The organism is Mycobacterium shinjukuense (genome assembly GCF_010730055.1).
Classification (GTDB): Bacteria; Actinomycetota; Actinomycetes; order Mycobacteriales; family Mycobacteriaceae; genus Mycobacterium; species Mycobacterium shinjukuense.
The window spans coordinates 2,818,896-2,840,592 of the sequence record NZ_AP022575.1 but is presented as its reverse complement, the minus strand read 5'-3'; the positions used below and the strand labels follow the sequence as shown (position 1 = coordinate 2,840,592).

Annotated in this window: 11 protein-coding genes; 4 read left to right on the top strand and 7 right to left on the bottom strand. The window is 66.0% G+C overall.

Going from position 1 to position 21,697, the window contains the following annotated elements; genetic code table 11:
- Positions 1-108 precede the first annotated feature (108 nt).
- Complete coding sequence (locus G6N20_RS12850) at positions 109-11,295, top strand: PPE family protein (RefSeq protein WP_163663002.1); 11,187 nt, start codon at positions 109-111, stop codon at positions 11,293-11,295.
- A 33-nt stretch (positions 11,296-11,328) separates the two neighbouring features.
- Here the strand turns inward: G6N20_RS12850 and G6N20_RS12845 are convergent, their stop codons facing one another.
- The 4 genes from G6N20_RS12845 to G6N20_RS12830 all read right to left on the bottom strand — a co-directional run bounded on the left by G6N20_RS12845 (position 11,329) and on the right by G6N20_RS12830 (position 16,337).
- Entirely contained in the window at positions 11,329-12,819 is a 1,491-nt protein-coding gene (locus tag G6N20_RS12845) for an NAD-dependent succinate-semialdehyde dehydrogenase (RefSeq protein ID WP_083050030.1), read from the bottom strand.
- Positions 12,816-14,102 (bottom strand): iron-containing alcohol dehydrogenase, encoded by a 1,287-nt coding sequence (locus tag G6N20_RS12840; protein ID WP_083050027.1) that lies wholly within the window; start codon positions 14,100-14,102, stop codon positions 12,816-12,818. Before G6N20_RS12840 ends, G6N20_RS12845 begins: the two co-directional genes overlap by 4 nt.
- Positions 14,086-15,126 (bottom strand): Ldh family oxidoreductase, encoded by a 1,041-nt coding sequence (locus G6N20_RS12835; RefSeq protein WP_083050024.1) that lies wholly within the window; start codon positions 15,124-15,126, stop codon positions 14,086-14,088. Before G6N20_RS12835 ends, G6N20_RS12840 begins: the two co-directional genes overlap by 17 nt.
- Positions 15,127-15,233: 107 nt before the next feature.
- Complete coding sequence (locus G6N20_RS12830; RefSeq protein ID WP_197745478.1) at positions 15,234-16,337, bottom strand: peptidyl-alpha-hydroxyglycine alpha-amidating lyase family protein; 1,104 nt, start codon at positions 16,335-16,337, stop codon at positions 15,234-15,236.
- 197 nt (positions 16,338-16,534) lie between these two features.
- Here G6N20_RS12830 and G6N20_RS12825 point away from each other — a divergent pair, with 197 nt between their 5' ends.
- Complete coding sequence (locus G6N20_RS12825) at positions 16,535-17,347, top strand: LysR substrate-binding domain-containing protein (RefSeq protein ID WP_083050048.1); 813 nt, start codon at positions 16,535-16,537, stop codon at positions 17,345-17,347.
- Here the strand turns inward: G6N20_RS12825 and G6N20_RS12820 are convergent.
- Both G6N20_RS12820 and G6N20_RS12815 read right to left on the bottom strand, forming a co-directional pair.
- Positions 17,303-18,745: an MFS transporter gene (locus G6N20_RS12820; protein ID WP_083050019.1), complete on the bottom strand. Its 1,443-nt coding sequence runs from the start codon at positions 18,743-18,745 to the stop codon at positions 17,303-17,305. The two genes, G6N20_RS12825 and G6N20_RS12820, sit on opposite strands and share 45 nt — an antisense overlap.
- 145 nt (positions 18,746-18,890) lie before the next feature.
- Complete coding sequence (locus tag G6N20_RS12815) at positions 18,891-20,111, bottom strand: NADH:flavin oxidoreductase (RefSeq protein WP_083050017.1); 1,221 nt, start codon at positions 20,109-20,111, stop codon at positions 18,891-18,893.
- Between the two features lie 39 nt (positions 20,112-20,150).
- Between G6N20_RS12815 and G6N20_RS12810 the strand changes: the two genes are divergently transcribed.
- Positions 20,151-20,996: a bifunctional methylenetetrahydrofolate dehydrogenase/methenyltetrahydrofolate cyclohydrolase gene (locus G6N20_RS12810; protein WP_083050013.1), complete on the top strand. Its 846-nt coding sequence runs from the start codon at positions 20,151-20,153 to the stop codon at positions 20,994-20,996.
- Positions 20,993-21,286 (top strand): DUF3017 domain-containing protein, encoded by a 294-nt coding sequence (locus G6N20_RS12805; protein ID WP_083050010.1) that lies wholly within the window; start codon positions 20,993-20,995, stop codon positions 21,284-21,286. Before G6N20_RS12810 ends, G6N20_RS12805 begins: the two co-directional genes overlap by 4 nt.
- A 3-nt stretch (positions 21,287-21,289) precedes the next feature.
- On the opposite strand, the gene G6N20_RS12800 is transcribed toward G6N20_RS12805, so the two are convergent.
- A complete protein-coding gene (locus tag G6N20_RS12800; RefSeq protein ID WP_083050008.1) occupies positions 21,290-21,682 on the bottom strand; it encodes a DUF732 domain-containing protein in 393 nt (130 codons plus the stop codon).
- Positions 21,683-21,697: the final 15 nt, after the last annotated feature.

Sequence of the window (21,697 nt, the reverse complement as noted above, 5' to 3'; positions counted from 1 at the left end):
CCGGGGCGGCTACGCGGTGTCGGTAGGAGCTTGCTTGCGAGCACGTCAATTCGCCTGCACGCGCCGATTGGTAGTGAGACGATGACATACGTCAAGAGAGGTGGGGTGGTGAATTTTCAGGTCTTGCCCCCTGAGATCAATTCCGTGTTGATGTATGGCGGCGCGGGCTCGGGGCCGTGGTTGGCGGCGGCGGCGGCCTGGGACGGGCTGGCCGCCGAGCTGGGGGCGGCGGCGGCGTCGTTTGAGTCGGTGACGTCGGGGTTGGTGGTGGGGGCGGCGGCGATGGCGGCCGCGGCGGCGCCGTATGCGGGGTGGTTGGGTTCGGTGGCGGCCGCGGCGGCGGAGGTGGCCGGGCAGGCGCGGGTGGTGGTGGGGGTCTTTGAGGCGGCGTTGGCGGCGACGGTGGATCCGGCGCTGGTGGCGGCCAACCGGGCGCGGCTGCTGTCGTTGGCGGTGTCGAATGTGTTGGGGCAGAACACGCCGGCGATCGCGGCCGCCGAGGCCGAGTACGAGCTGATGTGGGCCGCCGATGTGGCGGCGATGGCCGGCTACCACGGCGGCGCGTCGGCGGCGGCGGCGGCGTTGCCGGGGTTCGGGCCGCCGCTGCAGAACCTGCTGGGTGGTGCCAATGCGTTCGTGAATGCGGTGTTGGCCGATCCGTCGAAGGTGCTGAGCCTGAATGCGGGTTTGGCGAACGTCGGCAATTACAACGCCGGCTTGGGCAATGTCGGGGTGTTCAACCTGGGCGCGGGCAATGTCGGTGGGCAGAATCTGGGTTTCGGGAATGCCGGTGGCAACAATGTCGGGTTCGGCAATGTGGGCAACGGGAATGTCGGGTTCGGCAACTCCGGTCTGGGGGCGGGCCTGGCCGGCTTGGGCAATATCGGGTTCGGCAATGCCGGCGCCAGCAATTACGGCTTGGCCAACATGGGTGTGGGGAATATCGGGTTGGCCAACACCGGCAACAACAACCTTGGTATCGGGCTCACCGGGGACAACCAAACCGGTTTCGGAGGCCTCAACTCGGGGACCGCCAACATTGGGTTGTTCAATTCGGGCACCGGGAATGTGGGGTTCTTCAATTCGGGGACCGGGAATTTCGGGGTGTTCAACTCGGGCAGCTACAACACCGGTGTCGGTAATGCGGGGACGGCGAGTACCGGGTTGTTCAATGTCGGTGGCTTCAACACGGGTGTGGGCAATGTGGGGAGCTACAACACCGGTAGTTTCAACGCGGGCAGCACCAACACCGGTGGTTTCAATCCGGGCAGTGTGAACACGGGTTGGCTGAACACCGGCAACACCAACACCGGCATCGCGAACTCGGGCAACGTCAACACCGGGGCGTTCATCTCGGGCAACTTCAGCAACGGGGCATTGTGGCGGGGTGACTACGAAGGCCTGTGGGGCTTATCCGCCGGTGGATCCACGATTCCGGCGATCCCCATTGGTCTCGAGCTCAACGGCGGCGTCGGCCCCATCACCCTGCTGCCGATCCAGATTCTGCCCACCATCCCGCTGAACATTCACCAAACCTTCACCTTCGGCCCGTTGGTCGTTCCGGACATCGTGATCCCCGCCCTTGGTGGCGGTACCGCCATACCCATCAGCGTCGGCCCCCTCACCATCTCGCCCGTCACCCTGTTCCCGGCCCAGAACTTCAACACGACTTTCCCCGTCGGCCCCTTCTTTGGCTTGGGGGTCGTCAACATTTCTGGGATCGAAATTAGGGATCTTGCCGGCAACGTCACCCTCCAATTAGGTAACCTTACTATCGACACCAGAATTAACCAACAATTCCCGGTAACCGTCAATTGGAATACCCCGGCAATCACGCTTTTCCCGAATGGCATCAGCATTCCCAACAATCCGCTGGCGCTGCTGGCCAGCGCGTCGATCGGTACGCCGGGCTTCACGATCCCGGGCTTTACCATTCCCGCTGCGCCGCTGCCGTTGACGATCGACATATCCGGCCAGATTGACGGCTTCAGCACCCCGCCGATCACGATTGACCGCATCCCGCTGAACCTGGGCGCCAGCGTCACGGTCGGCCCCATCGTGATCAACGGCGTTAATATCCCGGCGACCCCGGGCTTCGGGAACACCACCACCGCTCCATCGTCGGGTTTCTTTAACACCGGAGCGGGTGGGGTCTCGGGTTTCGGGAACATGGGCTCGGGCGTGTCGGGCTGGTGGAACCAGACGCAGAGCGCGGTGCTGGGAGCGGGTTCGGGCTATGCGAACGTCGGATCGCTGCACTCGGGTGTGCTGAACTTCGGCTCGGGTGTGTCGGGGTTGTACAACACCACCGCGCTGATGACCCCGGCGGCGGTGTCGGGCATCGGCAACGCCGGCCAGCAGCTGTCGGGGTTGTTCTCGGCGGGGACGGCACTGAACCGGAGCTTTGTCATCAACCTCGGGTTGGCCGATGTGGGCAACCACAACATCGGATTCGGCAACATCGGGAACGTCAACCTGGGCGCGGCCAACATCGGTGATGTGAACCTGGGGTTGGGCAATATCGGCGGCGGCAACGTCGGGTTCGGCAATATCGGCAACAGCAACCTCGGCTTTGGGAACTCGGGTTTGGCGGCGGGCCTGGCGGGTGTGGGCAACATCGGGTTGGGCAACGCCGGCGGCAATAACGTCGGCTTCGGCAACATGGGTGTGGGCAACATCGGGTTCGGCAACACCGGCACCAACAACCTCGGTATCGGGCTGACCGGGGACAACCAGACCGGCTTTGGCGGCCTGAACTCCGGTGCCGGCAACATCGGCCTGTTCAACTCCGGCACCGGCAACGTCGGGTTCTTCAACTCCGGGACCGGGAACTTCGGGTTGTTCAACTCGGGCAGCTACAACACCGGGATCGGCAACTCCGGGGTGGCCAGCACCGGGTTGTTCAATGCCGGCAATTTCAACACCGGTGTGGCCAACGCCGGTCATGACAACACGGGCAGCTTCAACGCGGGCAACACCAACACCGGTGCCTTCAACCCGGGCAGCATCAACACCGGCTGGTTCAACATCGGCAACGCCAACACCGGCATCGCCAATTCGGGCACCGTCAACACCGGCGCGTTCATGACGGGCAACGACAGCAACGGCATCCTGTGGCGGGGCAACTTCGAGGGCCTGGTCGGCGCCTACCTCGGATTCACTATTGAGCAATTCCCCCTCACCTATCATGCGGTCGGCGGAATCGGCCCCCTACACGTCGCACCCGTCCCCATTCCTGGGGTCCACTTCAACATCACCAATGCAAGCGTCGGCCTGGGCCCCTTCACCATTCCAGAAATCCACATTCCCAAGATCCCCATCGACGTGCTGGGATCCGTGGGCCTGGGTCAAACCACCATCTCGGCTATTACCGCTCTTAACCCACTCAACGGTGGCATAGGGCTCAGCATCGGATCCTTCAAATTCAACAACCCGTTTATCGGTATCGCCAATTTCGGCAATCCCAACCCTCCCGTCATAGGCTTCTTTATATCGAACCTGTCAATCACCGGACCCCAGATCAGCGGCTTAAATATCGGGGACCCAATTCCCTTAAGCCTTGGCCTAGGCACCACCACCTGGACCCTCTTCCCGAACGGCTGGACCATTCCCGCCCAAACTCCGGTGAACCTGGGCCTATCCGGCGGCAACGACCCCTTCACCTTCTTCCCCGGTGGCCTCACATTTCCAAAAGCCTCCGCGGGTGTCACCAACCTGTCCGGCGGCACCGACCCGTTCACCCTGCTGCCCGACGGTTTCCAGATCGACACGGTCCCGGTGCTCTGGGACGGCACCGTCCTGTTCGGTCCCATCCAGATCCCGATCATCAACGTCCCGCCGACCCCGGGCTTTGGCAACACGACCACCACCCCGTCGTCGGGCTTCTTCAACTCCGGCGACGGTGGGGGATCGGGTTTCTACAACTTCGGTTCGGCGATGTCGGGTTGGTGGAACCAGGCGCACAGCGCGGCGTCCGGGGCGGGCTCGGGCTTCGCCAACTTCGGCTCGCTGGACTCGGGTGTGCTGAACTGGGGCTCGGGGGTGTCGGGGCTGTACAACACCAGCGGGTTGCCGCCGGGGACGCCGGCGGTGGTCTCGGGCATCGGCAACGCCGGCCAGCAGCTGTCGGGGTTGTTCTCGGCGGGGACGGCACTGAACCGGAGCTTTGTCATCAACCTCGGGTTGGCCGATGTGGGCAACCACAACATCGGATTCGGCAACATCGGGAACGTCAACCTGGGCGCGGCCAACATCGGTGATGTGAACCTGGGGTTGGGCAACATCGGCGGCGGCAACGTCGGGTTCGGCAATATCGGCAACAGCAACCTCGGCTTTGGGAACTCGGGTTTGGCGGCGGGCCTGGCGGGTGTGGGCAACATCGGGTTGGGCAACGCCGGCGGCAATAACGTCGGCTTCGGCAACATGGGCCTGGGCAACATCGGGTTCGGCAACACCGGCACCAACAACCTCGGTATCGGGCTGACCGGGGACAACCAGACCGGCTTTGGCGGCCTGAACTCCGGTGCCGGCAACATCGGCCTGTTCAACTCCGGCACCGGCAACGTCGGGTTCTTCAACTCCGGGACCGGGAACTTCGGGTTGTTCAACTCGGGCAGCTACAACACCGGGATCGGCAACTCCGGGGTGGCCAGCACCGGGTTGTTCAATGCCGGCAATTTCAACACCGGTGTGGCCAACGCCGGTCATGACAACACGGGCGGTTTCAACGCGGGCAACACCAACACCGGTGCCTTCAACCCGGGCAGCATCAACACCGGCTGGTTCAACACCGGCAACGCCAACACCGGCATCGCCAATTCGGGCACCGTCAACACCGGCGCCTTCATCGCCGGCAACGACAGCAACGGCATCTTGTGGCGAGGCAACTTCGAGGGCCTGTTCGGCCTGAACGTCGGCATCACGATTCCCGAATTCCCGATCCACTGGACTTCAACCGGCGGCATCGGCCCCATTATCATCCCGGACACCACGATCCTTCCCCCCATCCACCTGGGCATCACGGGACAAGCGAACTACGGCTTCGCCGTGCCGGACATCCCCATTCCGGCAATCCACATCGACTTCGACGGTGCCGCCGACGCCGGCTTCACTGCCCCGGCCACCACCCTGCTTTCCGCGCTGGGCATTACCGGACAATTCAGGTTCGGCCCGATCACCGTCTCCAACGTCCAGCTCAATCCGTTCAACGTCAACCTCAAGCTTCAGTTCCTCCACGACGCGTTCCCAAATGAATTTCCCGATCCCACAATCTCGGTTCAGATACAGGTCGCCATACCCCTTACTTCGGCAACGCTGGGCGGATTGGCCCTGCCGCTGCAGCAGACCATCGACGCCATCGAATTGCCGGGAATCGCGTTCAGCCAATCCATACCCATCGACATTCCGCCGATCGACATCCCGGCCTCCACTATCAACGGAATTTCGATGTCGGAGGTCGTGCCGATCGATGTGTCCGTCGACATTCCGGCGGTCACCATCACCGGCGCCAGGATCGACCCGATTCCGCTGAACTTCGACGTTCTCACCAGCGCCGGACCCATCAACATCTCGATCATCGACATTCCGGCGCTGCCGGGCTTTGGCAACTCGACCGAGCTGCCGTCGTCGGGCTTCTTCAACACCGGCGGCGGTGGCGGCTCGGGCATCGCCAACTTCGGCGCGGGGGTGTCCGGCTTGCTGAACCAGGCCTCGAGTCCGATGGTGGGGACGCTGTCCGGCCTGGGCAATGCCGGCAGCCTGGCATCCGGTGTGCTGAACTCCGGCGTCGACATCTCGGGCATGTTCAACGTGAGCACGCTGGGCTCCGCGCCGGCGGTGATCTCGGGTTTCGGCAACCTGGGCAACCACGTGTCGGGGGTGTCCATCGATGGCCTGCTGGCGATGCTGACCAGCGGCGGGTCGGGCGGCTCCGGGCAGCCGAGCATCATCGACGCGGCGATCGCCGAGCTGCGGCACCTGAATCCGCTGAACATCGTCAACCTGGGCAACGTCGGCAGCTACAACCTCGGCTTCGCCAACGTCGGCGACGTCAACCTGGGCGCGGGCAACGTCGGCAACCTCAACCTCGGCGGTGGCAACCTCGGCGGGCAGAACCTGGGGTTGGGCAACCTCGGGGACGGCAACGTCGGGTTCGGCAACCTCGGCCACGGCAATGTCGGGTTCGGCAACTCGGGCCTGGGGGCGCTGCCGGGGATCGGCAACATCGGGTTGGGCAACGCCGGCAGCAACAACGTCGGCTTCGGCAACATGGGCCTGGGCAATGTCGGGTTCGGCAACACCGGCACCAACAACCTCGGGATCGGGCTGACCGGCGACAACCAGACCGGGTTCGGCGGCCTGAACTCCGGTGCCGGCAACCTGGGGTTGTTCAACTCCGGCACCGGCAACATCGGGTTCTTCAACACCGGGACCGGAAACTGGGGGTTGTTCAACTCGGGCAGCTACAACACCGGCATCGGTAACAGCGGAACGGGCAGTACCGGGCTTTTCAATGCCGGGAGTTTCAACACGGGTCTGGCCAATGCCGGAAGCTACAACACCGGCAGCGTCAACGCGGGCAACACCAACACCGGCGGCTTCAACCCGGGCAATGTCAACACCGGCTGGTTCAACGCCGGCCACACCAACACCGGCCTGTTCAACACGGGCAATGTCAACACCGGCGCGTTCAACTCCGGCAGCTTCAACAACGGCGCGCTGTGGACCGGTGATCACCACGGGCTGTTCGGCTTCTCCTACAGCATCGAAATCACCGGCAGCACCCTGGTGGACATCAACGAAACCGTCAACCTCGGTCCCATCCACATCGATCAGATCGATATCCCCGGCATGTCGCTGTTCGACATCCACGAACTCGTCAACATCGGCCCCTTCACCATCCCGCAAATCGACGTTCCCGCAATACCGCTGGACATCCACGAATCGACGGTCATCCCGCCCATCGTCTTCCTGCCGGGCATGACGATCGGCGGCCAGACCTACACGATTCCGCTCAACACGCCCCCGGCCCCCGCCCCGCCGCCGTTCAGACTTCCGTTGCTCTTCGTGAATGCGCTCGGCGACAACTGGATAATTGGGGCGTCCAACTCAACCGGAATGAGTGGTGGCTTTGTCACCGCACCCACTCAGGGCATCTTGATCCATACCGGTCCCAGCAGCGGAAGCACCGGCAGCCTCGCAATCACTTTCGCGGCCGTCACCATCCCAACGATCATGACTTCGCCTATCCCGCTCAAGATCGATGTGTCGGGCGGTCTTCCGGCCTTCACCCTGTTCCCCGGCGGCCTCAACATCCCGCAAAATGCGATTCCGTTGACCATCGATGCGTCCGGTGTGCTGGATCCGATCACGATATTCCCGGGTGGTTTCACGATCGATCCGCTGCCACTGAGCCTGGCCCTCAACATCAGCGTGCCGGACAGCAGCGTTCCGATCATCATCGTTCCGCCGACGTCCGGCTTCGGGAACGCGACCGCCACCCCGTCGTCGGGTTTCTTCAACTCCGGCGCGGGCGGGGTGTCGGGTTTCGGCAACTTCGGTGCCGGCAGCTCCGGCTGGTGGAACCAGGCGCACACCGCGGTGCTGGGGGCAGGCTCGGGCGTCCTCAACGCCGGCACGCTGCACTCGGGTGTGCTGAACTTCGGCTCGGGCATATCGGGGCTGTACAACACCAGCATCCTGGGCTTGGGCACCCCGGCGTTGGTGTCGGGCCTGGGCAACGTCGGCCAGCAGCTGTCGGGGGTGTTGGCGAGCGGGACGGTGCTGAATCAGAGCCTCATCCTCAATGTCGGGTTGGCCGATGTCGGCAACTACAACCTCGGGTTGGGCAACGTCGGGAACCTCAACCTGGGCGCGGCCAACATCGGCGACCTCAACCTGGGGTTGGGCAATGTCGGGAACGGCAACGTCGGGTTCGGCAATATCGGCCACGGGAACGTCGGGTTCGCCAACTCGGGCCTGGGGGCGCTGCCGGGGATCGGCAATATCGGGTTGGGCAACGCGGGCAGCAACAACGTCGGCCTGGCCAACATGGGTGTGGGCAACATCGGGTTCGGCAACACCGGCACCAACAACCTCGGGATCGGGCTGACCGGGGACAACCAGACCGGGTTCGGTGGCCTGAACTCCGGTGCGGGCAACCTGGGGTTGTTCAACTCCGGCACCGGCAACGTCGGGTTCTTCAACTCCGGGACCGGCAACTGGGGGTTGTTCAACTCCGGTAGCTTCAACACCGGCGTCGGCAATAGCGGAACGGGCAGCACTGGGCTTTTCAATGCCGGTGGTTTCAACACGGGTCTGGCGAATGCCGGCAGTTACAACACGGGCAGCTTCAACGCCGGTGACACCAATACCGGCGACTTCAACCCGGGCAGCATCAATACCGGCTGGTTCAACACCGGTAACTCCAATACCGGCATCGCGAACGCGGGCAACGTCGACACCGGCGCGCTCATGTCGGGCAACTTCAGCAACGGCATCCTGTGGCGGGGCAACTACGAAGGCCTAGTCAGCTACACCTACGGCCTCGACGTTCCCCGGATCACCATTCTGGACGCGCATTTCACCGGGGCCTTCGGCCCGGTAATCGTCCCGCCCATTCCGGTCCCGGCGATCAACGCGCACCTGACCGGCAACGTCGCGATGGGCGCCTTCACCATCCCGCAAATCGACATTCCCGCGCTCCAGCCGAACGTCACCGGAAGCGTCGGCTTCGGCCCCATCGCGGTTCCCTCCGTCGCCATTCCCGCCCTGAACGCCGCACGGGCGGTCCTTGATATGGCCGCGTCGGTCGGGGCGAGCAGCGAGACAGAACCCTTCATAGTGTGGACTTCATCCGGTCTGATCGGCCCAACGTGGTACGCGGTCGGCAGAAGCTACAGCTTCGGCGACCTCTTCCCCAGCGGAAATATCACCTCGGGAATCCCGACGCTCAGCACGACCGGCCCGGTGCACGCCGTCTTCAATGCGGCCACCCAGGCGTTCAACACCCCGGCGCTCACTCTTCACCAGATCCCGGTGGGTTTCCAGGTGCCGGGCAGCATCGACGCGATCACCCTCTTCCCCGGTGGGTTGACGTTCCCGGCGAACTCGCTGCTGAACCTCGATGTGTTCGTCGGCACCCCGGGCGCCACCATTCCGGCGATCACGTTCCCGGAGATCCCGGCGAACGCCGACGGCGAACTCTACGTCATCGCCAGCAACATCCCGCTGATCAACATCCCGCCCACCCCGGGTTTTGGAAACACCACCACCACCCCGTCGTCGGGCTTCTTCAACACCGGCGCGGGCGGGGGATCGGGCTTCGGCAACTTCGGCGCGAACATGTCGGGCTGGTGGAACCAGGCGCACACCGCGTTGGCGGGTGCGGGTTCGGGTATTGCCAACGCCGGCACGCTGAGCTCCGGCGTGCTCAACCTCGGCTCGGGGCTGTCGGGGATCTACAACACCAGCACGCTGCCGCTTGGGACGCCGGCGTTGGTGTCGGGTGTGGGCAACGTCGGCCAGCAACTGTCGGGGTTGCTGTCGGGCGGGTCCGCGGTCAACCCCGTGACCGTTCTCAACATCGGGTTGGCCAACGTCGGCAACCACAACGCCGGCTTCGGCAACGTCGGGGAGTTCAACCTGGGCGCGGCCAACATTGGCGATCTCAACCTGGGCTTGGGCAACATCGGCGGCGGCAACCTCGGGTTCGGCAATATCGGCAATGCCAACTTCGGGTTCGGGAATTCGGGTCTGGCGGCGGGCCTGGCGGGCCTGGGCAACATCGGGTTCGCCAACGCCGGCAGCAACAATTTCGGTTTGGCCAACATGGGTATCGGCAATGTCGGTTTGGCCAACACCGGCACCAACAACCTCGGGATCGGGCTCACCGGCGACAACCAGACCGGGATCGGCGGGTTGAACTCCGGCACCGGCAATGTCGGGTTGTTCAACTCCGGCACCGGCAACGTCGGGTTCTTCAACACCGGGACCGGCAACTTCGGGTTGTTCAACTCGGGCAGCTACAACACCGGTATCGGCAACTCCGGGGTGGCCAGCACCGGGTTGGTCAACGCCGGCGGCTTCAACACCGGCATCGCGAATGCCGGCCATCACAACACCGGCAGCTTCAACGCGGGCAACACCAACACCGGTGACGGCAACCCGGGCAGCATCAACACCGGCTGGTTCAACACCGGCAACGCCAACACCGGCGTGGCGAACGCGGGCAATGTGAACACCGGCGCCCTCATCGCCGGCAACTTCAGCAACGGCATCTTGTGGCGGGGCAATTACGAGGGCCTGGCCGGCTTCTCCGTCGGGTACGCCATTCCGCTGTTCCCCGCGGTGGGCGCCGACGTCACCGGCGGCATCGGCCCCGCCACCATCGTTCCGCCCATCCACATCCCGTCCATCCCGTTGGGCTTCGCCGCGATCGGCGCCATCGGGCCGATCACCATCCCCGACATCCCCATCCCCTCAATCCACCTGGGCATCGCCCCCACCTTCGACGTCGGCCCGATCACCGTCGACCCCATCACGCTCACCATCCCTGGCTTTTCGGTGGATGCTGCCATCTCGGAGATCAGGATGACGGCCGGAAGCAGCTCGGGGTTCAAGGTCAGACCCAGCTTTTCACCGGCCGCGGTCGGACCCGACGGCACGCCCGGGGGAGAGGTTTCCCTGCTTCAACCATTCACCGTGGGACCCATCGCCCTCAACCCCACGACGGTGACCCTTCCCGGATTCACCATCCCCACCGGACCCATCCACATCGGCCTGCCGCTGTCGCTGACCATCCCGGGCTTCACCATCCCGGGCGGCACCCTGATCCCCACGCTCCCGCTGGGTCTGGCGTTGTCCGGCGGCACCCCGGCCTTCGACATCCCCACGGTCGTCATCGACCGCATCGCGCTGGAGCTGCACGGCAGCACCACCATCGGCCCGATCCACATCCCGATCTTCGGCTTCGGCGGGACCCCGGGCTTCGGGAACTCGACCACCACACCGTCGTCGGGCTTCTTCAACACCGGCGGTGGCGGCGGTTCGGGCTTCTGGAACTCCGGTGCGGGCCTGTCGGGCTGGCTCAACGCGATGTCGGATCCGATGCTCGGGTCGGCCTCCGGTTTCGCCAACTTCGGCACCGAGCTCTCCGGCATCCTCAACCGCGGCGCCGGCATGTCGGGGGTGTTCAACACCGGCACGCTCGGCCTGGTCACCGCCGCGTTCAACTCGGGCTTTTTCAACGTCGGCCAGAGACTGTCCGGCCTGCTCTACATCGGCAGCGGGCCGTAACGGGCGCAGTCGCCACGCAGTCGCCCGGATGGATCACAAGTCGACGGCGATGTACTTCTGCTCCAGGTACTCTTCGATTCCCGCCGAGCCGCCCTCCCTGCCGAGCCCGCTTTGTTTGACGCCACCGAATGGCGCGGCCGGATCGCTCAGCACACCCTTGTTGACGGCGACCATGCCGACCTGCAGGCGGTGCGCGACCCGCATCGCGCTGGCTGTGTCGCCGTAGACATAGCCGACCAGGCCCATCTCGGTGCGGTTGGCCCAGGCGACGGCCTCGTCCTCGTCGTCGACGACGATGATCGGAGCCACCGGCCCGAAGATCTCGGTCTGGGTGATGGCGGCGTCCGGGCGCACGCCGGTGAGCACGGTCGGCGGGTAGAACGCGCCCGGTCCCGACGGTTTCTGCCCACCAACAACGGCAACGGCCCCTTCGTCGACCGCGCGGGCCACGATGGCCGCGACCTTGTCGCGCTCGGCGTCGGAGATCAGCGCGCCGAGCGCGTTACCGGCAACGAGGCCGGGACCCATGGTGGTGTCGCGCATGGCCTCGACCAAGCCCTGGGTGAACGCGTCGGCGAGCGAACGATGGACGTAGAACCGGTTGGCCGCGGTGCAGGCGCAGCCACCGTTGCGCATCTTGGCCACCATCGCGCCCGCGACGGCCGCGCCGACGTCGGCCGACTCGAGCACCAGAAACGGGGCGTTTCCGCCGAGTTCCAGCGACGCGCTCACGATGTTATCGGCGGCTTCGTGCAGCAGGAGTCTGCCGACCTCGGTGGACCCGGTGAACGACAGCTTGCGCACCGCCGGGTGGTGCAACATCGCCCTGACGGCGGCCCCCGCGGGCCGTGGGGTGACGTAGTTGACCACTCCCGCCGGGACACCGGCGCGGGCAAGAATGTCGACGATCGCTCCCGCGGTGAGCGGGGTCTGTATCGCCGGCTTGAGAATTGCGGTGCAGCCTGCCGCCAGAGCGGGGCCGAGCTTGCGGGTGGCCATCGCCGCGGGAAAGTTCCACGGCGTCACCAGGACTGCCACCCCGATGGGTTCACGGCTGACCAGAATCCGTTTGTCGCCTTGAGGTGACAGCCGGTAGTCACCACCGATGCGGACGGCCTCCTCGGCGAACCATCGGAAAAAGTCCGCGGCATAGTCGATTTCGGCTTCCGCGTCCGCATATGATTTGCCGTTTTCGGCGGTGATCAGCGCCGCCAGGCTTTCCCGTTCGGCAACCATGATCTCCCAAGCGGAGCGCAGTATCTCCGAGCGGTGCCGTGGCGGCGTCACCGCCCAGGACTCGGCCGCATCGGCGGCGGCGGCAACGGCGGCCGCACAGTCGGTCACGGTGGCGTTGGCCACCGCGGCGATCAGCGACCCGTCGGCGGGATTGCGGACCTCGATTCTTTCGTCGAGCTCCGCCGGGCGCCATCGCCCGCCGATATACAGCTCGGTGAACAGCGTGTCCGGGATGGCTCTGGATTCCAGCACAGCCGTATGGCGCGCGGCGTCCTCGAACGTGGTCATGCGGGGTCTCCTCTTGCTATTCCGTCATGAGCGGAGAAGATGTCGCTGTTGCCGGCCCACGCGCGTTCGACGATGGGAGCGATCAGTTCCCGGGGATCCGCACCGGGAGCGTTGTTGACCAGCCGGCCGACCGTCGACGCCAGCTCGATGATGTGGGGCAGCTCCCGGCGGCTGAGTCCGATCTTGGCCAGGGTGTGCGGGATGCCGATGCGGCGCCGCAGCTCGACCACGAACCGGATGGTCGCGGCCGCGGCGTCGTCGGTGCCCGCGCCGGTCTCGGTCACCCCCATTGCCTCACCGACGCGGGCGAACTGTGCGGCGGCGGCGGGCAGGCACGCCTCCATGACGTACGGCAGCAGCAACCCCACGCCCAGGCCATGCGGGGTGCGGGTGGCCTCGCCCACCGGGTATTGAATGGCGTGGGAAAGGTGCGTTCCCGCGGTCGCGAACGCCAGCCCGGCCAGCATCGACCCGTAGGCCATGTCGGTGCGGGCGCGAATATCCGAACCGTCCGTGACCGCCCTGACGATGCTGGGCCCGAGTGCGGCCGCCGCCTCCAAACCCAGGGGCGCGCTGAGCCGGTTTGCTCCAACGAAGACCGGAAGCGTATGCGACAGGTCGAGCGCGGGTGTGCGCGCCGAATAGGACTCGATGGCGTGCGTCAACGCGTCGATTCCGGCGAATGCAGTCACCCTGGCGGGGCAGGTGAGGGCCAATTCCGGGTCGACGATGGCGGCGACGGGGACGAGCTCTGGGCTGGAGATGCCGACCTTCAGGCTTCTCGACGGGTCGGCGACCACGGCGACCGGGGTCACCTCGGAACCTGTGCCCGCGGTGGTGGGTACCGCCACTACCGGCAGAACCCTTGAACGGACCAGGTTTTCGCCGTAGAAGTCCGACAGCGGCGCGTCGCTGGCCAACGCGAGTGACACCAGTTTGGCAAGGTCGAGGGCGCTGCCGCCGCCGAACCCCACGATGACGTCCGGATCGACGGCGCGCGCGGTAGCGGCCGCGGAGGCGACGCTGGTGAGGGGCAGTTCGGGTTGGGTGGCTGTGTACACCGTCACCTGCACGCCGCGGGTGGAAATCCCCGAGATGGCTTCGGCGAAAGCGGGATTCGTGGCGATGATCGGATCGGAGCACACAAACGCCCGGCTTCCCACTCCGGAAAGCACGCGGCCCAGCGCGTGCCGGGCGCCGGGCCCAAAAACGACTTCGCGGGGGGCGCGCAGCAGTCCGAACCCGGGTGTCGTGGCCGTGGGGCAGTTAGCGGGAGCGGTCATTGCGATGGTTTCTTCCTTGCTCATGGATTCTCAGCGCGGTGGTCCACACGTTGGGGTGTAGCGGGATCCCGTTCCTGAGGCGGTGCTGCCGGCACGCCCTGGCCCGATCTCCTGGCACCGTCACCGGGTCGGCGCCGACTGCGGAGGCGCGTACCTGGTTGAGGTAGGTGCCGATGGCGGGCAGCAGGTGCGATGATCCAAGGACGTGCGGGGAGATGCAGATGAGGAGGTCGCCCTTGTTGCAGTGCGACGTCTCGTCGAGGGTGCCGCGGATGTCGCGTCCCAACGCGGTTCCGGTGACCGCCGCTACCACGGCCCCGACGGTGATGCCGAGCGCGTAACCCTTCGCACCGCCGAACGGTGAGATCGCTCCGGCGCGTGCGGCCAGGCCCGCGTCCGTGGTGGGTTCGCCCGAGGGCCCGACGGCCCATCCGAGTGGGATCGGTTCGCCGCGTTGGGCATACGACAGGATCTTGCCCATCGACACCGAGCCGGTTGACATGTCGAGCACGACGGGCTCGCTGCCCGGTCCGGTAGGCGCCGCGATGGCGATCGGGTTCGTTCCGACCATCGCGGCGGCCCCGCCCCAGGCGTGCACCAGCGCTTCGCTTGTGGTGAGGGCGATTCCGACCATGCCAGCCGCCGCCATCTTCTCCACGTAGGGCGCCAGTATGCCCAGGTGGTTGGCGTTGCCGATGGCTGCCAGCGCAACCCCGGTGGTCTCCGCCCTGTCGATGATCGCTTGCACCGCGGAGAACGCCACCACCGGCCCGAAACCCCGGTCGCCGTCGACTCGTAGCACTGCCCCGGTCTGCCATTCCTGCCGGGGCGCAGCCCGAGGCGTGAGTACGCCATTGCGGATCCGGCCCACGAGAACCCCCAGCCGCTGGATGCCGTGGGAGTGCTGGCCGCGAAGATCTCCTTCGACGAGGTTTCGGGCCTGAACATGGGCATCGCCTTCGAGCGCCCCGTATGCCGTGAGAACCTCGGCGATGATCTTGTGCAGGTAACCCGCCGAGACCACGACGTTGCCATTTGCTGGCGTAACTGTGGAACCCGTTGGCGCGCAGCCTGTTTTGCCGGTGTGTGGGGGGTGTTCGGGACGGCTTGCGTGGTCGCCTCCGGTGATGATCACGGCGGCGACTCCCGCACGTACTTCATCATCCGATGTTGACCGACCTCGGCGCCGAAGATGTTGCCGGCCGCGTCCACGGCGAGCCCCTCGGCTCCGCTGGTGTTGGTCGCGTAGTCGATCGGGTCTGGGATCAACGCCCATACCGAGCCGTCGGCAACGCTGCCGATGCGGATGCCACGTTTCCAGCCGTTGTGGTCAGTGGCCAGCGACTCCGACTCGGAGTCGGTGACATAGATGATCCCGTTGTTGATATAGATGCCACTGGGCCGGCTGAACTGCGTCCACACGTTGAGGAATTGCCCGTCCTGATCGAAGATCTGAATGCGGTTGTTATTGCGGTCGCCGACGAACAGCCTTCCGGCCGAATCCATCGCGATCGTGTGCGGCGTGTCGAATTCGCCGGGGCCGGATCCCTTGTGGCCCCACTGCTTGATGAACTTGCCGGTCTTGTCGAACTTCACGATGCGCGCATTGGTGTTTCCGCCGTGTCCGTCGGCAACGAAGATGTCGCCGTTCGGTGCGGTCACCACGGCGGAGGGTGAGTTGAATTCGTCCTCGCCGCCGCCCGGCGTGCCCGCCTTGCCCAGGGCCAGCAGCAGCTGGCCGGCTGGACTGAATTTCAAGACCTGCTGTCCTTTGCCGCCGTAGCCGAGCCCGTCGGCGACCCACACGTTGCCGTCCCGGTCGACGTGGATGGCGTGCGGAAACACGATCATCCCAGCGCCGAAGCTTCCCAGCAGCTTTCCGTTGGTGTCGAACTTCAGGATCGGATCCAGCGTCGAACCGGCGCAGGCGAAGGGTGCGCCGAGCGCGATCTGATCGGGCGTACGGGTTTCTCCGCAGCGCTCGGCGACCCACACCGTCGCGCCGTCGGGCCCGATCGCCACCGCGCTTGTCGTCCCCCATGTCCGGCCATCCGGCAGCTCACCCCAATTCGCGATCGTGCGATATGGATTGGGCAGGAAATTGGTGGGGGTATCCGCCGGGGCAGGAGCGGCCGTCGCAACCGAGGTCAGGCAAAGCCAGACGGCAATCCCCAGCGCGAGTCCGCGCGCCATGGGCGTCGCTCCGGTTCGCAGTGGCACGCGTTGCTGGCTCACGGCTCCATGCTGACGAAGAGCACCCGGAGCCGTCCAACGATTGTCGTCGATCAGACTTGATCGTAACCACCGATCGGTTATCCGCGGTCGCGCCGCAGGTGAGCGATTGGGCGGTCACGTGATTGATTGCTTTTCCGAATGGGTTGTGCTGCCATGTTGGCGTGACGCACGTGCTGGACATCATTCCGTTACGCAGCATGGTGGCGGTGGCCGATTACGGCGGTGTGCACCGTGCCGCGGCGGCCCTGCACCTGACCCAGTCCACCGTCAGCCAGCACCTGCGCAGGGTCGAGCAGGCCATCGGCGGACCGGTGGTAGCGAAGTCGGGGCGCGGGCTGGTGTTCACCGAACTCGGCCACCGCACGCTGCGGCACGCGCGCGCCATCCTGGCCGCCCACGACGACGCCTTGGCGGAGCTTGGCACCACCGATGAGCAGACGCTGGCCATCGGCGCCACCGAGCACGGCGCCGACGTGCTGATCCCAGGGCTAACCGCCGCCCTCAACGAACGGCTGCCCGACCGGCGGGTGCGTTTCCGGCTGGACCGCAATGTGTCGCTTGCGGATTCGATCGAGCGTGGGCTGCTCGACCTGGTGATCATGCTCGACGGATCCGGGCTGGATCGCGCCAACCCATCGGGAGTCGTTGAGCTGTCGTGGCTGGCATCCCAAACCTTCCTGGCACCCGTCGGCCAACCGCTGCCGCTGGTGGTCTTCGCCGAGCCGTGCGTCTTCCGCGAGCCGACGTTCGCGGCGCTCGACAAAGCGGGTGTGTCCTATCAGGTCGTCGCCGAATGTGCCAATCTGGCAGGGCTATACGCCGCGGTCGGCTCAGGCCTAGGGGTCGCGCTGGTGTTGACGCTCGGCCAGCTGCCGGCCGGTGTGCAACCAGCCGAAGGACTGCCCGCGGCTCACCGCATCTCGGTGTTCGTTCGCAGCCGTGCCGACATCGACCCGGCGGTGCGATCAACGGTCGACGAGGCGCTGCGCGACATGCTCGGGGCGCGTTAGCGCTGAACAGGCACCGGAAAGCGGGCGGAGCGATTGACGTGGGGCCGACTGGCTTTGGGCATCGGCGAAGTCGATCGCGGTCAGATCCACGCCCTTGGTCTCGCGGGCGGACAGCGCGGCCAGTGTGCTCACGACGGCGGTGGCCGCCAGATACCAGGCGATGGGCACCCAGGATTGGTATTTTTCCAGCAAGCGGACGGCGATGATCGGTGCGACCGATCCACTGACGATCGAGGTGACCTGGTAACTCAGCGACACTGCGGAATAGCGTATCCGGGTGGGAAACATCTCCGCCATGACCGCCGGCAGGGGCGCAAACATCAGGCCATGGAATAGCAGGCCAATGATGAAGGCCGACATGATGATCGCGTTGCGTCCGCTGTTCATCATCGGAAACGCGACGAAACCCCAGGTGCCGGCGGTGACTACGCCGACGAGATAGATTGGGCACCTGCCGAATCGGTCTGCCAGATGCCCGGCCACCGGGATGACCGCGAGGTGCACGACGTGCGCGGTGAGCAGCCACCACAGGATCGCCACCGTGCTGGCGTGCACCTGGACTGTGAGATACGTGATGGCGAAGGTGACCACCAGGAAGTACATTGTGTTCTCCGCGAAACGCAAACCCATACCGGTGAAAACGCCGCGTGGATATCGCTTTAACGCTTCGACCAGACCGACCGAGGCGGCTGCGGCGTGCTGGGCTTGATGTTGAGCTTCGACGAAGATCGGTGCGTCGTTGACCTTGGTGCGTATGTAATAGCCGATCAGAACGAAAATCGCCGACAACCAGAAGGCCACGCGCCAGCCCCAGCTCAGGAACGCCCGATCCGGCAGCGTCGACGTGAGTATCAGCAGGGCCACCGTGGCCAGGAGGTTCCCGCCGGGCACGCCGGCCTGCGGCCAGCTCGTCCAGAAGCTACGGCTAGCGGTAGGGCTGTGCTCGGCGACGAGCAGGACCGCGCCGCCCCACTCGCCGCCGATGGCGAAGCCCTGAATGAACCGCAACGCCACCAGCAGTGCCGGGGCAGCGTACCCGATTTGAGCGAAGGTCGGCAGACATCCCATGAGAATGGTGGCAACGCCCACCAGCAGGAGGCTGAGCTGCAGCAGTATCTTGCGTCCGTACCGGTCCCCGAGTTGGCCGAACACGATGCCGCCGAGCGGGCGAGCGAAAAAGCCGACAGCGTAGGTCAGGAAGGCGGCGGCGACGTCGTCGAGGTCGTTGCCGTCGGGCGCGAAGAACACCTTGCTGAACACCAGCGTAGCCGCGGTGCCGTACAGGGAGAATTCGTACCACTCGACGACGGTGCCGGCCATGGACGCGACAACCACACGACGAAGATACCTTTGGCTCTGATTAAATCGGGTGGGCCACATTGCATTCCGCGCGCTCATCGGTCGTCTCTGGTCACATCGTCGATATCCGGCGGCAGCCGCACGCGTTGCCCGATTCATGGCTTCATGCTGACGACCGGCGACAGGAGCCGTCCAACGATTGTTGCCGATCAAAACCGATCGCATGAAACGATCTGCGTCATCGTCATCGGGCTCGGCCCGGCGCTCCGGTGACCACGCAGTGCGTGCGGCGGTAGATGGTGGGCATGCACCGATTGCAGTGTGTGCAAGCCGATTTCACGGTATGCCGGTCGCCGTCGGCCGCGATCCGGTTGATCAGGTCGGGCTCGGCCAACAGCGCCCGGGCCATGGCGACGAACTCGAACCCCTCGGCCATCGCCAGATCCATGGTCTCGCGGTTGGTGATGCCGCCCAGCAATATCAACGGGATCGACAACTCGGCGCGAAACAGCCGAGCCTCGCGCAACAGATAGGCATCGCGGTAGGGGTACTCGCGCAAGAACTTGTGGCCCATCATCCGCACCCCCCAGCGCATCGGCGGTTTCAGGGCGCCGGCGAACTCCTTGACCGGCGCGTCGCCGCGGAACAGGTACATCGGGTTGACCAGCGAACTGCCCGCGGTCAGCTCGATCGCGTCCAGCCCGCCATCGTCCTGCAACCACCTGGCGGTGGTCAGCGCTTCCTCGACGGTGATGCCGCCGCGGATGCCGTCGGCCATGTTGAGTTTGGCGGTGACCGCGATCCGCTGGCCAACGGCGCGGCGGACGGCCAGCACGACCCCGCGGGCCACCTTCGCTCGGTTCTGCAGCGATCCGCCGAACTCGTCGTCGCGCCGGTTGAGCAGCGGAGACAAAAACGCGCTCGCCAAATAGTTGTGGCCCAAATGGATTTCGACGGCGTCGAAGCCGGCGTCGACGGCCAGCCGGGCGGCGTTGGCGTGCGCGGCCAGCACGTCGTCGATATCGTCGCGGGTCGCCTTCTTGGCGAACCGCATCGCGATCGGATTGAAGAACCGCACCGGCGCGACAGCGGTGGCCTGGTTGGAGCGGGCGTCGGCGACCGGGCCGGCGTGGCCGATCTGGGCGCTCACCGCCGCGCCCTCGGCGTGAATCGCTTCGGTGAGCCGACGCAGCCCCGGCACCACTTCCGGGCGCATCCAGATTTGCCCGCCGCCGGTGCGGCCGCCGGGGGAGACCGCGCAATAGGCGACGGTCGTCATGCCGACCCCGCCGGCGGCGGGCTGTCGGTGGTAGTCGATCAGGTCGTCGGTGACCAGCGCGTCGGGTGTGCGCGCCTCGAATGTCGCGGCCTTGATGACGCGGTTGCGCAGCGTCAGCGGGCCGAGTCTGGCCGGGCTGAAGACGTCCGGGGCGGGCGCCGCCCGAGGCGCTGTCTCGGCTGCCATGCCAGGAGCCTACGCGGCGGGCATGCCAGACTGTCTGGCGTGGGCGCGATCACCCTGGACGGCAAGGCCACCCGCGACGAGATCCTCGTCGACCTGACCCAACGGGTGGCCGCATTGACCGCGTCGGGCCGCGCGCCCGGGCTGGGCACCATCCTGGTCGGCGACGACCCCGGGTCACAGGCCTACGTCCGCGGCAAGCACGCCGACTGCGCCAAGGTGGGCATCACGTCGATCCGCCGCGACCTGCCCGCCGACACCAGCCAAGCCACACTGAACGAGACCATCGACGAACTCAACGCCAACCCCGGCTGCACCGGTTACATCGTCCAGTTGCCGCTGCCCAAGCATCTGGATGAGAACGCGGCGCTGGAGCGGGTCGACCCGGACAAGGACGCCGACGGGCTGCACCCCACCAACCTGGGCCGGCTGGTGCTCAACACCCCGGCACCGCTGCCGTGTACCCCGCGCGGCATCGTGCACCTGCTGCGGCGCTATGACGTCGAGATCGCCGGCGCGCATGTGGTGGTCATCGGCCGCGGCGTGACGGTGGGCCGGCCGTTGGGGCTGTTGCTCACCCGCCGCTCGGAGAACGCCACCGTGACGTTGTGCCACACCGCAACCCGCGACCTGCCCGCGCTGACCAAGCAGGCGGACATCATCGTGGCCGCCGTCGGGGTGCCGCGGCTGCTGACGGCCGACATGGTGCGCCCCGGTGCCGCGGTCGTCGACGTCGGCGTCAGCCGCACCGAGAGCGGGCTGGTCGGCGACGTGCATCCCGAGGTGTGGGAGGTCGCCGGTCACGTGTCGCCGAATCCCGGTGGCGTGGGCCCACTGACCCGGGCATTCCTGTTGACCAACGTCGTCGAGCGGGCCGAGCGGCGATGACGGTGTGGGCCCGTTTCGGGCGCGCCGGGCGCGCCCAATGGCCGATCCTGCTCGTCGGGCTGCTTTTCGCGGCGGCGTTCGTGCTGGCGGGGGCCAATTACTGGCGCCGCGGTGCGCTGCTGATCGGCATCGGCGTGGGGGCGGCGTCGGTGCTGCGGTTGGTGTTGTCCGACGACCGGGCCGGCCTGCTGGTGGTGCGCAGCAAGGGGACCGACTTCTTGACCATGGCAACGGTGAGCGCCGCGATGGTCTACATCGCGTGGACCATCGACCCGTTGGGTACCCGCTGAAAGCTAGAACGCCGGGATGCCCGGTAGTTGTGGCAGCGCCGGCACGTTGCCGCGCGCGAGGTCGGCCATCACCTGCGGGCAGTACATCGAGATCGCGATGCTGGTGAAGGTTTCCGCCATCTGCTGGTCCATGCCGCTGGTGCCGGCGACGACGCTTGCCGCAGCCGTGTTGAACGACCCGCCCGGCTGGGCCAGTATCGGGCAGACGGCCTGGCCCAACGCCACCGCGTTGGCCGCGTCACCGTAGTTGACGCCCGCATTGTTGAGTGCGGCGATGAACGCGTCGTCAATGGGGCCCGCCTCGGCTGGCGCCGCGAACGCCGCCGCCGCGGTGAGCAGGCCGGCGGACACCGCCAGCAGACGAACGGTTAACGGCTGATGGCGCCATGCCTTCATGTGAGCTCCCTATCC

Coding starts and splice junctions, on each gene's coding strand:
- G6N20_RS12820 (WP_083050019.1), bottom strand. CDS start 18,745: ATGAGCGCGCGGAATGCAATGTGGCCCACCCGATTTAATCAGAGCCAA.
- G6N20_RS12840 (WP_083050027.1), bottom strand. CDS start 14,102: ATGACCGCTCCCGCTAACTGCCCCACGGCCACGACACCCGGGTTCGGA.
- G6N20_RS12825 (WP_083050048.1), top strand. CDS start 16,535: ATGGTGGCGGTGGCCGATTACGGCGGTGTGCACCGTGCCGCGGCGGCC.
- G6N20_RS12800 (WP_083050008.1), bottom strand. CDS start 21,682: ATGAAGGCATGGCGCCATCAGCCGTTAACCGTTCGTCTGCTGGCGGTG.
- G6N20_RS12845 (WP_083050030.1), bottom strand. CDS start 12,819: ATGACCACGTTCGAGGACGCCGCGCGCCATACGGCTGTGCTGGAATCC.
- G6N20_RS12805 (WP_083050010.1), top strand. CDS start 20,993: ATGACGGTGTGGGCCCGTTTCGGGCGCGCCGGGCGCGCCCAATGGCCG.
- G6N20_RS12815 (WP_083050017.1), bottom strand. CDS start 20,111: ATGGCAGCCGAGACAGCGCCTCGGGCGGCGCCCGCCCCGGACGTCTTC.